This window comes from Uruburuella suis (assembly GCF_022870845.1).
Classification (GTDB): Bacteria; Pseudomonadota; Gammaproteobacteria; order Burkholderiales; family Neisseriaceae; genus Neisseria; species Neisseria suis.
Genome location: NZ_CP091507.1, coordinates 2,474,792 through 2,488,839, shown reverse-complemented (window position 1 = coordinate 2,488,839; position 14,048 = coordinate 2,474,792). Strand labels below are relative to the sequence as shown.

8 protein-coding genes are annotated in these 14,048 nt (G+C 53.1%); all 8 read left to right on the top strand.

The window, feature by feature from the left end; all coding sequences use genetic code 11:
- Positions 1-45 precede the first annotated feature (45 nt).
- The 8 genes from rplL (at position 46) to rpsJ (ending at position 14,035) form a co-directional block, all read left to right on the top strand.
- Positions 46-420 carry a 50S ribosomal protein L7/L12 gene (gene rplL, locus LVJ78_RS11405; RefSeq protein ID WP_132954794.1) on the top strand — a complete coding sequence of 125 codons (375 nt, stop codon included), beginning with the start codon at positions 46-48 and terminating at the stop codon, positions 418-420.
- Positions 421-583: 163 nt separating this feature from the next.
- The gene (rpoB, locus tag LVJ78_RS11400; RefSeq protein WP_132954795.1) at positions 584-4,780 is read left to right on the top strand and encodes a DNA-directed RNA polymerase subunit beta; all 4,197 of its coding nucleotides are present in this window, start codon (positions 584-586) and stop codon (positions 4,778-4,780) included.
- A gap of 121 nt (positions 4,781-4,901) precedes the next feature.
- Positions 4,902-9,080, top strand: coding sequence for a DNA-directed RNA polymerase subunit beta' (gene rpoC / locus LVJ78_RS11395; RefSeq protein ID WP_132954796.1), 4,179 nt, complete (start codon positions 4,902-4,904; stop codon positions 9,078-9,080).
- Positions 9,081-9,336: 256 nt separating this feature from the next.
- Positions 9,337-9,708: a 30S ribosomal protein S12 gene (gene rpsL / locus LVJ78_RS11390; RefSeq protein ID WP_002218431.1), complete on the top strand. Its 372-nt coding sequence runs from the start codon at positions 9,337-9,339 to the stop codon at positions 9,706-9,708.
- Positions 9,709-9,832: 124 nt separating this feature from the next.
- Complete coding sequence (gene rpsG / locus LVJ78_RS11385; protein ID WP_132954797.1) at positions 9,833-10,303, top strand: 30S ribosomal protein S7; 471 nt, start codon at positions 9,833-9,835, stop codon at positions 10,301-10,303.
- Between the two features lie 24 nt (positions 10,304-10,327).
- The gene (gene fusA, locus LVJ78_RS11380; RefSeq protein ID WP_132954798.1) at positions 10,328-12,430 is read left to right on the top strand and encodes an elongation factor G; all 2,103 of its coding nucleotides are present in this window, start codon (positions 10,328-10,330) and stop codon (positions 12,428-12,430) included.
- A gap of 86 nt (positions 12,431-12,516) precedes the next feature.
- Complete coding sequence (gene tuf, locus LVJ78_RS11375; protein WP_244802573.1) at positions 12,517-13,707, top strand: elongation factor Tu; 1,191 nt, start codon at positions 12,517-12,519, stop codon at positions 13,705-13,707.
- Between the two features lie 16 nt (positions 13,708-13,723).
- Positions 13,724-14,035, top strand: coding sequence for a 30S ribosomal protein S10 (gene rpsJ, locus LVJ78_RS11370; protein ID WP_002642322.1), 312 nt, complete (start codon positions 13,724-13,726; stop codon positions 14,033-14,035).
- The last annotated feature ends 13 nt before the right edge of the window (positions 14,036-14,048 follow it).

The window sequence follows — 14,048 nt, the reverse complement described above, 5'->3', positions numbered from 1 at the left end:
CATTTTAGATACTTATTAATCCCAATATTTAGGAGTTTGAATAGCATGGCTATTACTAAAGAAGACATTTTGGAAGCGGTTAGCAATCTGACTGTTATGGAACTGAACGACTTGGTTAAAGCGTTTGAAGAAAAATTCGGCGTATCTGCCGCTGCTTTGGCTGTTTCCGGTGGCGCTGCTGCCGGTGGCGCTGCTGCCGCTGAAGAGAAAACCGAATTCGACGTGATTCTGACTGCTGCCGGCGACCAAAAAGTTGGCGTGATCAAAGTGGTTCGCGCGATTACCGGTTTGGGCTTGAAAGAAGCCAAAGACATGGTTGACGGTGCACCTAAAGCAGTTAAAGAAGGTGTTTCTAAAGCTGAAGCTGAAGACATCCAAAAACAACTGGAAGAAGCAGGCGCTAAAGTCGAAATCAAATAATTTGATTTTCGTAAGAGGCTGGCAGTTTACTGCCAGCCTTATTTCGCTTTTAAAAAAGAGAAACGTGGTTTTTTACCTTTATTTACCAAAATGATAATCTGTTGATGTAAATAAATGTAAGCAATCGTTTAATACTAAAGTCTCCCACGCTATGGAGTTTCACATGAGTTATTCGTTTACCGAGAAAAAACGCATCCGCAAAAGCTTTGCCAAGCGCGCCAATGTGCTGGATGTGCCGTTTTTGCTGGCCACCCAGCTGGATTCTTACGCTAAATTTCTGCAATTGGACCGCCCGTTTGATCAGCGCAGCGAAGATGGTTTGCAGGCCGCTTTTAATTCTATTTTCCCGATTGTCAGCCACAACGGTTATGCACAATTGGAGTTTGTGCATTATGTATTGGGCGAACCGCTGTTTGATATTCCTGAGTGCCAACTGCGCGGCATTACTTATGCCGCCCCTTTGCGTGCGCGCATCCGTTTGAAAATTTTCGATAAAGAATCATCCAAGCCCAATGTGGTCAAAGAGATTCGTGAAAACGAAGTGTATATGGGTGAAATCCCGTTGATGACGCCGAGCGGCTCGTTTGTGATCAACGGCACCGAGCGCGTGATTGTGTCGCAATTGCACCGCTCGCCCGGTGTGTTTTTCGAGCACGATAAAGGCAAAACCCATTCTTCGGGCAAATTGCTGTTTTCTGCCCGCATCATTCCTTACCGCGGCTCATGGCTGGATTTTGAGTTTGATCCGAAAGACTTGCTCTATTTCCGTATCGACCGCCGCCGCAAAATGCCGGTAACGATTCTGCTTAAAGCGTTGGGTTATAACGATGAGCAGATTTTGAATACCTTTTACGACAAAGAAACCTTTTATTTGTCGAAAGACGGTGTGCAAACCGATTTGATTGCAGGCCGTCTGAAAGGCGAAACTGCCAAACTGGATATCGTGGATAAAGACGGTAATGTTTTGGTGGGCAAAGGCAAGCGCATCACGGCTAAAAATATCCGCGACATCAGCAATGCCGGCTTAACCCGCTTGGATGTTGATGCTGAAAGTCTGTTGGGCAAAGTGTTGGCTGCTGATGTGATTGTGCCGGACACCGGCGAAGTGTTGGCCGTGGCCAATGAAGAAATCACCGAAGAGCTGCTGGCCAAATTCGATATTCACGGCGTGCAAGAAGTGCACACGCTGTATATCAATGAGCTGGACCAAGGCGGCTATATTTCCAACACCTTGCGCACCGATGAAACTGCTGATCAGCAAGCTGCCCGCGTGGCGATTTACCGCATGATGCGCCCGGGCGAGCCGCCCACCGAGGATGCGGTGGAAATGCTGTTCAACCGCTTGTTCTTCAATGAAGACAGCTATGATTTGTCGCGCGTAGGCCGTATGAAATTCAACACCCGCACCTACGAACAAAAATTAAGCGAAGCGCAAGCGGCTTCTTGGTATGGCCGCTTGCTGAATGAAACCTTTGCCGGTGCAGCCGATAAAGGTGGCTTTGTGCTGAGCGTAGAAGATATCGTGGCATCGATTGCCACTTTGGTGGAGTTGCGCAACGGCCACGGCGAAGTGGACGACATCGACCATTTGGGCAACCGCCGTGTGCGCTCGGTGGGCGAACTCACTGAAAACCAGTTCCGCAGCGGCTTGGCGCGTGTCGAGCGCGCGGTGAAAGAGCGTTTGAATCAAGCAGAATCTGAAAACCTGATGCCGCATGATTTGATTAATGCCAAACCGGTTTCCGCCGCCATTAAAGAATTTTTCGGCTCCAGCCAGCTGAGCCAATTTATGGATCAAACCAATCCGCTTTCCGAAATCACCCACAAACGCCGCGTATCGGCCTTGGGTCCGGGCGGTTTGACGCGTGAGCGTGCCGGTTTTGAGGTGCGCGACGTGCACCCCACCCATTATGGCCGCGTGTGCCCGATTGAAACACCGGAAGGCCCGAACATCGGCTTGATCAATTCCTTGTCGGTGTATGCGCGCACCAATGAATACGGTTTCTTGGAAACGCCTTACCGCCGTGTAACAGATGGCAAGGTGAGCAATGAAATCGATTATTTGTCTGCCATTGAAGAAGGCCGCTATGTGATTGCCCAGGCCAATGCCGCGTTGGATGAAAACGGCATGCTCACCGGCGACTTGGTAACTTGTCGTGAAAAAGGCGAAACCATTATGGCCACGCCCGACCGCGTGCAATATATGGACGTGGCCACCGGCCAGGTGGTATCTGTGGCCGCTTCGCTGATTCCGTTTTTGGAGCATGACGATGCCAACCGCGCCTTGATGGGTGCCAACATGCAACGTCAGGCAGTGCCCTGCCTGCGCCCGGAAAAACCGATGGTCGGCACCGGCATCGAGCGTGCCGTGGCGGTTGACTCTTCCACCGCCATTGTGGCTCGTCGCGGCGGTATTGTGGAATATGTGGATGCCAACCGTATTGTGGTGCGCGTGCATGATGACGAAGCCACAGCCGGCGAAGTGGGCGTGGATATTTACAATCTGGTGAAATTCACCCGTTCCAACCAATCCACCAATATCAACCAACGCCCGGTGGTCAAAGCCGGCGATGTATTGCAGCGCGGCGATGTGGTGGCCGATGGCGCCTCTACCGATTTGGGCGAGCTGGCTTTGGGTCAAAATATGACCATCGCCTTTATGCCGTGGAACGGTTACAACTACGAAGACTCGATTTTGCTGTCGGAAAAAGTGGCGGCGGACGACCGCTACACTTCCATCCACATCGAAGAATTAAATGTGGTGGCGCGCGACACCAAGCTGGGTGCGGAAGACATCACCCGCGATATTCCCAACCTCTCTGAGCGCATGCAAAACCGCTTGGATGAATCGGGTATTGTGTATATCGGTGCGGAAGTGGAAGCCGGCGATGTGTTGGTGGGCAAAGTTACTCCGAAAGGCGAAACCCAGCTCACGCCGGAAGAAAAACTTTTGCGTGCAATTTTCGGCGAAAAAGCATCCGATGTGAAAGACACCTCGTTGCGCATGCCCACCGGCATGAGCGGCACGGTGATTGATGTGCAGGTGTTTACCCGTGAAGGCATCCAGCGCGATAAGCGCGCCCAAGCCATTATCGATTCCGAGCTGAAACGCTACCGCCAAGATTTGAGCGATCAGCTGCGCATTTTCGACAACGATGCCTTCAGCCGTATCGAGCGCATGATTGTCGGCCAAGCCGCCAACGGCGGCCCGATGAAGCTGGCCAAAGGCACGGCCATTACGGCGGAATATCTGGCCGGCTTGCCAAGCAAACACGATTGGTTCGACATCCGCATGAGCGATGAATCGCTGGCCAAACAAATGGAGCTGATTAAAGTCAGCTTGCAGCAAAAGCGCGAAGAGTCGGATGCCTTGTATGAAGTGAAGAAGAAAAAACTGACTCAGGGCGACGAGTTGCAACCGGGCGTGCAAAAAATGGTGAAAGTGTTTATCGCCATCAAACGCCGCTTACAAGCCGGCGATAAAATGGCCGGCCGCCACGGTAACAAAGGTGTGGTATCGCGCATTTTGCCGGTGGAAGACATGCCTTATATGGCAGACGGTCGCCCGGTAGACATCGTACTCAACCCCTTGGGCGTGCCCTCGCGGATGAACATCGGCCAGATTCTCGAAGTGCATCTGGGCTGGGCGGCAAAAGGCATCGGCGAGCGTATCGGCCGCATGCTGGATGAGCAGCGTAAAGTCGGCGAAGTCCGCGCCTTCCTCAACACCATGTATAACGGTGATTTGGGCGGCCCCGATAAGCATCGTGAAGATTTGAGCCAATTGAGCGACGACGAAATCCTAACCTTGGCCGACAATCTGCGCAAAGGTGCCACTTTTGCATCGCCCGTGTTTGACGGCGCGCATGAAAGTGAAATCAAAGCGTATTTGGATTTGGCCTATCCGAGTGAAGATCCGGAAGTGCAAAAACTGGGCTTTAACCCGACCAAAACCCAGATTACCCTTTATGACGGCCGCTCGGGCGAAGCGTTTGACCGCCCGGTAACCGTTGGTGTGATGCACTACCTCAAGCTGCACCACTTGGTGGACGAAAAAATGCACGCCCGCTCAACCGGGCCCTACTCGCTGGTGACCCAACAGCCCTTGGGTGGTAAAGCCCAATTCGGCGGCCAGCGTTTCGGTGAGATGGAGGTGTGGGCGCTGGAAGCTTACGGTGCTGCTTACACGCTGCAAGAAATGCTGACCGTGAAGTCGGATGATGTCACTGGCCGTACCAAGATGTATGAAAACATCGTTAAGGGTGAACACAAAATCGACGCCGGCATGCCCGAATCGTTCAACGTGCTGGTGAAAGAGATTCGTTCGCTGGGCTTGGATATCGATCTGGAACGTTACTAAATATCGGAACCGGTTTTCAGACGGCCTTATTAAAGAGCAGGTCGTCTGAAAGAAAAATGCTTTAATTGAAAGCCTGCAATCAACAGGCCGTCTGAAAACCACCGTTCCACAAGGAGCAAAAATGAATTTGTTAAACTTATTTAATCCGTTGCAGGCCGCCGGCATGGAAGAGGAATTTGATGCCATCAAAATCGGCATTGCCTCTCCTGAAACCATTCGTTCATGGTCTTACGGTGAAGTGAAAAAACCGGAAACCATCAACTACCGTACATTCAAACCGGAGCGCGACGGCTTGTTTTGCGCCAAAATTTTCGGTCCGGTAAAAGATTACGAATGCTTGTGCGGCAAATACAAACGCCTGAAGTTCAAGGGTGTAACCTGTGAAAAATGCGGCGTAGAAGTGACTTTGTCGAAAGTGCGCCGCGAGCGCATGGGCCACATCGAGCTGGCCGCGCCGGTGGCACACATTTGGTTTTTGAAATCGCTGCCCTCACGCTTGGGTATGGTGCTGGATATGACTTTGCGTGACATCGAGCGCGTGCTGTATTTCGAAGCTTTTGTGGTTACCGACCCCGGCATGACCTCGCTGCAACGCCGCCAATTGCTCACTGAAGACGACTATTACGCTAAGCTGGACGAATTCGGTGATGACTTCGATGCCAAAATGGGCGCCGAAGGCATTCGCGATTTGCTGCGCGGCTTGGATATCGCCGGTGAAATCGAAGTGTTGCGCCAAGAGCTGGAGTCAACCGGTTCCGACACCAAAATCAAAAAAATCGCCAAGCGCCTGAAAGTGTTGGAAGCGTTCCAACGCTCGGGCATGAAGCTGGAATGGATGATTATGGATGTGCTGCCGGTGCTGCCGCCGGATTTGCGTCCCTTGGTGCCGCTGGACGGCGGCCGTTTCGCCACTTCCGATTTGAACGATTTGTACCGCCGCGTGATCAACCGCAACAACCGCTTGAAACGCCTGCTGGAATTGCACGCGCCCGACATCATCGTGCGCAACGAAAAACGCATGCTGCAAGAAGCGGTGGATTCGCTGCTCGATAACGGCCGTCGCGGTAAAGCCATGACCGGCGCCAACAAGCGCCCGCTCAAATCGTTGGCCGATATGATTAAAGGTAAAGGCGGCCGCTTCCGTCAAAACCTGTTGGGTAAACGTGTCGATTATTCGGGTCGTTCCGTGATTACCGTAGGCCCTTACCTGCGTCTGCATCAATGCGGCTTGCCGAAAAAAATGGCACTGGAACTGTTCAAACCGTTTATTTTCCACAAACTGGAAGTGCAAGGCTTGGCCACCACTGTGAAAGCAGCGAAAAAACTGGTGGAGCAAGAAGTACCGGAAGTGTGGGATATTCTCGAAGAAGTAATCCGCGAGCATCCGATTATGCTCAACCGTGCGCCGACGCTGCACCGTTTGGGCATTCAGGCATTTGAGCCGATTTTGATCGAAGGCAAAGCCATTCAGCTGCACCCGCTGGTTTGTGCGGCATTCAATGCCGACTTTGACGGCGACCAAATGGCCGTTCACGTGCCTTTGAGCCTGGAAGCGCAAATGGAAGCGCGCACCTTGATGCTGGCTTCCAACAACGTATTGTCGCCCGCCAACGGCGAGCCGATTATCGTGCCTTCGCAAGATATCGTGTTGGGTCTGTATTACATGACCCGCGACAAAATCAACGGCAAAGGCGAAGGCAGCCTGTTTGCCGATGTGAAAGAAGTGCACCGCGCCTACCACACCAAACAAGTGGAGCTGGGCACCAAAATCACCGTGCGTTTGCGTGAATGGGTGAAAAACGAGCAGGGTGAATTCGAGCCGGTCATCAATCGCTACGAAACCACCGTCGGCCGCGCGCTGCTGAGCGAAATCCTGCCCAAAGGCCTGCCGTTTGAATACATTAACAAAGCGCTGAAGAAAAAAGAAATTTCGCGCCTGATTAATGCTTCATTCCGCTTGTGCGGCCTGCGTGACACGGTGATTTTCGCCGACCATCTGATGTATACCGGTTTCGGCTTTGCAGCTAAAGGCGGCATCTCGATTTGCGTCGACGATATGGAAGTGCCGAAGGAAAAAACCAAATTGTTGGCCGAGGCCAATGCCGAGGTGAAAGAAATCGAAGACCAATACCGCCAAGGTTTGGTGACCAACGGCGAGCGCTACAACAAAGTGGTGGATATTTGGGGTCGCGCGGGTGACCGCATCGCCAAAGCGATGATGGACAATCTGTCGAAGCAGAAAGTGCTCGACCGCGATGGCAACGAAGTGGAGCAAGAGTCGTTCAACTCTATCTATATGATGGCCGATTCGGGCGCCCGTGGCTCGGCAGCGCAGATCAAGCAGCTTTCCGGTATGCGCGGCCTGATGGCCAAGCCGGATGGCTCGATTATCGAAACGCCGATTACGTCCAACTTCCGCGAAGGCTTAACCGTATTGCAATACTTTATTGCCACCCACGGTGCGCGTAAAGGTTTGGCCGATACCGCCTTGAAAACCGCCAACTCAGGTTACCTGACCCGCCGTTTGGTAGACGTGACCCAAGATTTGGTGGTGGTGGAAAACGATTGCGGCACCACCGACGGCTTTGTGATGAAAGCCGTAGTGCAGGGCGGTGACGTGATTGAAGCGCTGCGCGACCGTATTCTCGGCCGTGTAACCGCTTCGGATGTGGTTGATCCTTCCAGCGGCGAAACGCTGGTGGAAGCCGGCACTTTGCTGAACGAGCAATTGGTCGACTTGATTGACCATTCCGGTGTGGATGAAGTCAAAGTGCGCACCCCGATTACCTGTAAAACCCGCTACGGCTTGTGCGCCCATTGCTATGGCCGCGACTTGGCGCGCGGCAAGCTGGTGAATTCCGGTGAGGCAGTCGGCGTGATCGCCGCACAATCCATTGGTGAGCCGGGCACGCAGCTGACCATGCGTACTTTCCACATCGGTGGTGCGGCTTCTCGAGCCGCCGCCGCCAGCCAAGTGGAAGCCAAGTCCAACGGCACGGCACGCTTCAGCAGCCAAATGCGTTATGTGGCCAACAACAAAGGCGAGTTGGTGGTGATCGGCCGCTCTTGCGAAGTGGTGATTCACGACGACATCGGCCGCGAGCGCGAACGTCATAAAGTGCCTTACGGTGCCATCTTGCTGGTGCAAGACGGCGAAGCGGTGAAAGCCGGCCAAACCTTGGCGACATGGGATCCGCATACCCGCCCGATGATTACCGAGCATGCCGGTTCGGTGCGCTTCGAAAACATCGAAGAAGGTGTAACCGTGGCGAAGCAAACCGATGAAGTAACCGGTTTGTCCACCTTGGTGGTGATTGACGGCAAACGCCGCGCCTCCAGCACCAGCAAACTCTTGCGCCCGACCGTGAAATTGTTGGATGAAAACGGCCTTGATGTGTGCATTCCCGGCACCAACACAGCCGTGTCGATGGCATTTCCGGTAGGCGCGGTGATTACCGTGCGCGAAGGCCAGGAAATCGGCAAAGGCGATGTGTTGGCGCGTATTCCGCAAGCCTCTTCGAAAACCCGCGATATTACCGGTGGTCTGCCGCGCGTGGCCGAATTGTTTGAAGCCCGCATTCCGAAAGATGCCGGTATGCTGGCCGAAGTGACCGGCACCGTGTCGTTCGGTAAGGAAACCAAAGGCAAACAGCGCCTGGTGATCACCGATGTAGACGGCGTGGCTTATGAAACGCTGATTTCGAAAGAGAAGCAGATTCTGGTGCATGACGGCCAGGTAGTGAACCGCGGCGAGAGCATTGTCGATGGTGCTGTAGATCCGCACGATATCTTGCGTCTGCAAGGCATTGAAGCGCTGGCACGCTATATTGTGCAAGAAGTGCAGGAAGTTTACCGCCTGCAAGGTGTGAAAATTTCCGATAAGCACATCGAAGTGATCATCCGCCAAATGCTGCGTCGCGTAAACATTGCCGATTCAGGCGAAACCGGCTTCATTACCGGCGAGCAGGTTGAGCGTGGCGATGTGATGCTGGCCAACGAAAAAGCACGCGAAGAGGGCAAAGAGCCGGCACGGTACGAAAACGTGTTGCTCGGCATCACCAAAGCCTCTTTGTCGACCGATAGCTTTATTTCGGCAGCTTCGTTCCAGGAAACCACGCGCGTGCTCACCGAAGCGGCTATTATGGGCAAGCAAGACGAATTGCGCGGCCTGAAGGAAAACGTAATCGTCGGCCGCCTGATTCCCGCCGGCACCGGCCTGACCTATCACCGCAGCCGTCGCCAGCAATGGCAGGAGCATCACGAAGCTGAGTTGACCGAGCAGGTGGAAGAAGCAGAATAATCTTCTTGCCGGCCGGATTCGGTCCCGATAACAGCCATTTGAGCACAACCGCTGTTTGCCCATGCAAACAGCGGTTTTTATTTTCAGGCGGCCTGTTGCCAAAGCGTCATCCAAAAGCAACATAAAGCGGCTAAAATCTTGAACGTTAAACAGCTTTTCAGACGGCCTGTTGACTTGATATTTGCAATCGGGCTATAATCCCGCTCTTGCTGGCATCTTGCCGGTAATGTATTTAACTCAATAGGAACGAGAAAATATGCCTACTATTAACCAATTGGTACGCAAAGGCCGTCAAAAGCCCGTGTACGTAAACAAAGTGCCTGCACTGGAAGCCTGCCCGCAAAAACGCGGCGTGTGCACCCGTGTATACACCACCACCCCTAAAAAACCGAACTCTGCATTGCGTAAAGTGTGCAAAGTGCGTCTGACCAACGGTTTTGAAGTGATTTCATACATCGGCGGTGAAGGCCACAACTTGCAAGAGCACAGCGTGGTGCTGATTCGCGGCGGTCGTGTAAAAGACTTGCCGGGTGTGCGTTACCACACCGTTCGCGGCTCTTTGGATACCGCGGGTGTGAAAGACCGTAAACAAGCCCGTTCTAAATACGGCGCGAAACGTCCTAAATAATGCAGGACGCAACACAAGTAATTTAAGGCACGTAGGCCGTCTGAATTAAAAAGCGGCCGAGTAAGTGAGCGTTTCGATAAATGCTCATGGGCATGCCCCAACTGAATAGTAAAAGGAAATTAAAATGCCAAGACGTAGAGAAGTCCCCAAGCGCGACGTATTGCCGGATCCGAAATTCGGCAGCGTAGAATTGACCAAATTCATGAATGTATTGATGATTGACGGTAAAAAATCGGTTGCAGAACGCATCGTTTACGGTGCATTGGCGCAAATTGAAAAGAAAACCGGCCAAACTGCCATCGAAGTGTTCAATACTGCCATTGCCAACGCCAAACCGGTTGTTGAAGTAAAAAGCCGCCGTGTCGGTGGTGCCAACTACCAAGTTCCTGTTGAAGTTCGTCCTTCACGCCGCTTGGCTTTGGCGATGCGCTGGGTGCGCGATGCTGCCCGCAAACGTGGTGAAAAATCCATGGATTTGCGTTTGGCGGGTGAGTTGATTGATGCGGCCGAAGGCCGTGGCGGCGCGATGAAAAAACGCGAAGAAGTGCACCGCATGGCCGAAGCCAACAAAGCATTCTCGCACTTCCGCTTCTAATCCCGATTTAGAAAGGCGACCAAAATGGCTCGTAAAACCCCCATTGACCGGTATCGCAATATCGGTATTTCTGCCCATATTGATGCAGGTAAAACCACTACCACCGAACGCATTCTGTTCTACACCGGCATGACCCACAAGCTGGGCGAAGTGCATGACGGTGCAGCCACCACCGACTGGATGGAACAAGAGCAAGAGCGCGGCATCACCATTACTTCGGCTGCCGTTTCCACTTTCTGGAAAGGCATGGCCGGCCAGTTTAAAGAGCATCACTTCAATGTGATCGACACCCCGGGACACGTTGACTTCACCGTAGAAGTTGAGCGTTCTATGCGCGTGTTGGATGGCGCGGTGATGGTGTACTGTGCCGTAGGCGGCGTGCAGCCCCAGTCTGAAACCGTATGGCGTCAGGCCAATAAATATAAAGTGCCGCGCTTGGCCTTTATCAATAAGATGGACCGTCAAGGTGCCAACTTTTTCCGCGCGGTTGAGCAAATGAAAACCCGCTTGCGTGCCAACCCGGTGCCGGTTGTGGTGCCGATTGGTGCCGAAGAAGGCTTCCAAGGCGTGGTTGATCTGCTGAAAATGCAAGCCATTATTTGGGATGAAGCCACTCAAGGCCTGACCTTTGAATATGGTGAAATTCCGGCTGATTTGGTTGACATCGCTGAAGAATGGCGCGGCAACATGATTGAAGCCGCTGCTGAAGCCACCGAAGAGCTGATGGATAAATACTTGGGCGGCGAAGAGCTGACCGAAGAAGAAATCGTAGCCGCTTTACGTCAACGCACCTTGGCCGGTGAAATCCAGCCGGTATTGTGTGGTTCGGCCTTTAAAAATAAAGGCGTGCAACGTATGTTGGATGCTGTGGTTGAGTTTTTGCCGGCTCCGACCGACATTCCGCCGGTGGCGGGCGAAACCCCCAAAGGTGCGCACGAAACCCGCGAAGCCAGCGATGAAGCTAAGTTTTCGGCTTTGGCGTTCAAACTGATGAACGACAAATACGTAGGCCAGCTGACCTTTATCCGTGTTTACTCAGGCGTGCTGAAATCAGGCGACAGCGTAACCAACTCGGTTAAAGGCACACGTGAGCGTATCGGTCGTTTGGTGCAGATGACTGCCGATGACCGTACTGAAATCGAAGAAGTGCGCGCCGGCGATATCGCCGCTGCCATTGGCTTGAAAGATGTCACCACCGGTGAAACCCTGTGTGCCGAAGATGCCCCGATTATTCTGGAGCGCATGGAATTCCCCGAGCCGGTAATCCACGTTGCCGTAGAGCCGAAAACCAAAGCCGACCAAGAAAAAATGGGTATTGCGCTGAACCGCTTGGCTAAGGAAGACCCGTCTTTCCGCGTGCGCACAGATGAAGAGTCCGGCCAAACCATTATTTCCGGTATGGGCGAATTGCACTTGGAAATCATCGTTGACCGCATGAAACGCGAATTCGGCGTGGAAGCCAACGTGGGTGCACCGCAAGTGGCTTACCGTGAAACCATCCGCAAGGAAGTGGAGTCTGAAGCCAAGCACGTGAAACAATCCGGCGGTAAAGGCCAATATGGTCACGTTGTGATCAAAATGGAGCCGATGGAGCCGGGCGGCGCAGGTTACGAATTTGTCGATGAAATCAAAGGTGGTGTGATTCCGCGTGAATTCATCCCCTCTTGCGACAAAGGTATCCGCGACACGCTGTCCAACGGTATCGTGGCCGGCTACCCCGTGGTAGACGTGCGCGTTCGCCTGACTTTCGGTTCTTACCATGATGTCGATTCATCGCAAATCGCGTTTGAATTGGCCGCTTCCATGGCTTTCAAAGAAGGCATGAAAAAAGCCTCTCCGGTATTGCTGGAGCCGATGATGGCTGTTGAAGTGGAAACGCCTGAAGACTACATGGGCGATGTGATGGGCGACTTGAACCGTCGTCGCGGTATTGTATTGGGCATGGATGATGACGGTATCGGCGGCAAGAAAATCCGCGCCGAAGTGCCGTTGGCTGAAATGTTCGGCTACTCTACCGACTTGCGTTCCGCCACCCAAGGCCGTGCCACTTACTCAATGGAGTTCAAGAAATATTCAGAAGCTCCGGCGCATGTGGCCGCACAAGTAACAGAAGCCCGCAAAGGCTAAGCTGTAAAACAGGCCGTCTGAAAGCTTTCAGACGGCCACCCCTTACTTTTGATCTTTAATCGTTCTTTATATAAAGGAATTAGCTCATGGCTAAAGAGAAATTCGCGCGGAACAAACCGCACGTAAACGTTGGCACCATCGGTCACGTTGACCATGGTAAAACCACATTGACCGCAGCATTGACCACCATTTTGTCTAAAAAATTCGGTGGCGCGGCCAAAGCCTACGACCAAATCGACAATGCCCCGGAAGAAAAAGCCCGCGGCATCACCATCAATACCTCACACGTAGAATACGAAACCGACGGCCGCCACTACGCCCACGTAGACTGCCCGGGTCACGCCGACTACGTAAAAAATATGATTACCGGTGCTGCCCAAATGGATGGCGCGATTTTGGTGTGCTCGGCCGCTGACGGCCCCATGCCGCAAACCCGCGAGCATATCCTGCTGGCCCGTCAAGTAGGCGTGCCCTACATCCTCGTGTTTATGAACAAATGCGACATGGTTGACGACGAAGAGCTGCTGGAATTGGTTGAAATGGAAATCCGCGACCTCTTGTCAAGCTACGACTTCCCCGGCGATGACTGTCCGATCATCAAAGGCTCAGCCCTGAAAGCCCTGGAAGGCGACACCAGCGAAATCGGCGAAACCGCCATTTTCGCCTTGGCCGATGCCCTGGACAGCTATATCCCCACGCCCGAGCGTGCCGTAGACAAACCTTTCCTGCTGCCGATTGAAGACGTGTTCTCAATCTCAGGCCGCGGCACCGTGGTAACTGGTCGCGTAGAGCGCGGCATCATCCACGTAGGCGACGAGATTGAAATCGTAGGCTTGAAAGACACCCAAAAAACCACCTGCACCGGTGTTGAAATGTTCCGCAAACTGCTGGACGAAGGCCAAGCAGGCGACAACGTAGGCGTGCTGTTGCGCGGTACCAAACGTGAAGACGTAGAGCGCGGTCAAGTATTGGCCAAACCGGGCACCATCACCCCGCACACCAAATTCAAAGCCGAAGTGTACGTATTGAGCAAAGAAGAGGGCGGTCGTCACACCCCGTTCTTCGCCAACTACCGTCCGCAATTCTACTTCCGCACCACCGACGTAACCGGCGCGGTAACCTTGGAAGAGGGCGTAGAAATGGTAATGCCGGGTGAAAACGTAGCCATCACAGTAGAGCTGATTGCCCCGATCGCCATGGAAGAAGGCCTGCGTTTCGCGATTCGCGAAGGCGGCCGTACCGTAGGCGCCGGCGTGGTTTCTTCTGTAATCGCTTAATTTAAGGATAAAGATAATGGCAAACCAAAAAATCCGCATCCGTTTGAAAGCGTATGATTACAGCTTGATCGACCGCTCCGCACAGGAAATCGTTGAAACCGCCAAGCGCACCGGCGCCGTAGTAAAAGGCCCGATTCCGCTGCCGACCAAAATCGAGCGTTTCAATATCCTGCGTTCTCCGCATGTGAATAAAACTTCACGCGAACAGCTTGAAATCCGCACCCACTTGCGTCTGATGGACATCGTGGATTGGACCGACAAGACCACTGATGCGCTGATGAAGCTGGATCTGCCGGCCGGCGTGGATGTTGAAATTAAAGTACAATAATCCTCAGCTGGTT